The sequence below is a fragment of the Mesorhizobium sp. M0016 genome, assembly GCF_040324035.1.
GTDB lineage: Bacteria > Pseudomonadota > Alphaproteobacteria > Rhizobiales > Rhizobiaceae > Mesorhizobium.
In genome coordinates this window covers 1-694 of record NZ_JAMYVM010000068.1, presented here as the reverse complement: position 1 = coordinate 694, position 694 = coordinate 1, and the positions used below count along the sequence as shown (strand labels likewise).

The following is a 694-nucleotide window of genomic DNA, read 5'->3' as shown; positions in this document are numbered from 1 at the left end:
GATTTGAGCACGGATACGAAACTCCGATTGGTGAGGCCGGATCGGCACTTTCCGCCGGGCAGCGCCAGCTTATCGGTCTTGCCCGGGCCCTTTATCGAGACCCTTTCCTTGTTGTGCTGGATGAACCCAATGCCCATCTCGATGCGGAAGGCGAGGCTGCAGTCGTTAATGCGATCGCCTCCGTGCGCGAGCGCAAGGGCATTGCGGTTGTCGTCGCCCATCGGCCGAGCGCCATCCGCGCCGTGGATTTGGTGTTGGTGATGGAAGGTGGACGGCAGCGATCATTCGGTGCGCGTTCCAAAGTCCTGAAGGCCATCGAGTCTACACAGGATCACGTGGCAGAGCGCGCTGACATGGAGGATCCCGGTGTCCGGCATTCATCAGAACAATGACGTTTCGAGCTCGTGGCGGTTGAACAGGAACTGCGGCGGATCGATATCGTCGCGCCGCAGTCAGGCGCCATTCAACAACTCGCAGTTCATACGGTCGGCGGAGTGCCCGCCGATCCGATCATGCTAATCGTGCCGGAAGGCGACGATCTTGCGCTTGAAGTACGATCACCCCGAAGGACATCGACCAAATCCATTCGGGCCGATTGCCTGGGCGCGTCCCCCCCGCCTGCGAGCCCGCAACTGCTCAGCAGAAGGGCGAAGTGAACGAGAGTGCATCCATTTCGTAAATGTATGCCTATCCA

1 protein-coding gene and 1 pseudogene are annotated in these 694 nt (G+C 59.8%); both read left to right on the top strand.

Annotated features, from left to right (window positions below; translation table 11 throughout):
- The coding region (locus tag NKJ88_RS32925) for an ATP-binding cassette domain-containing protein (protein WP_352446979.1) at positions 1–392 on the top strand (392 nt) is incomplete at its 5' end.
- A gap of 12 nt (positions 393–404) precedes the next feature.
- Positions 405–595 (top strand): annotated as a pseudogene (locus NKJ88_RS32920) (HlyD family type I secretion periplasmic adaptor subunit); the annotation flags it as partial.
- Positions 596–694 lie beyond the last annotated feature (99 nt).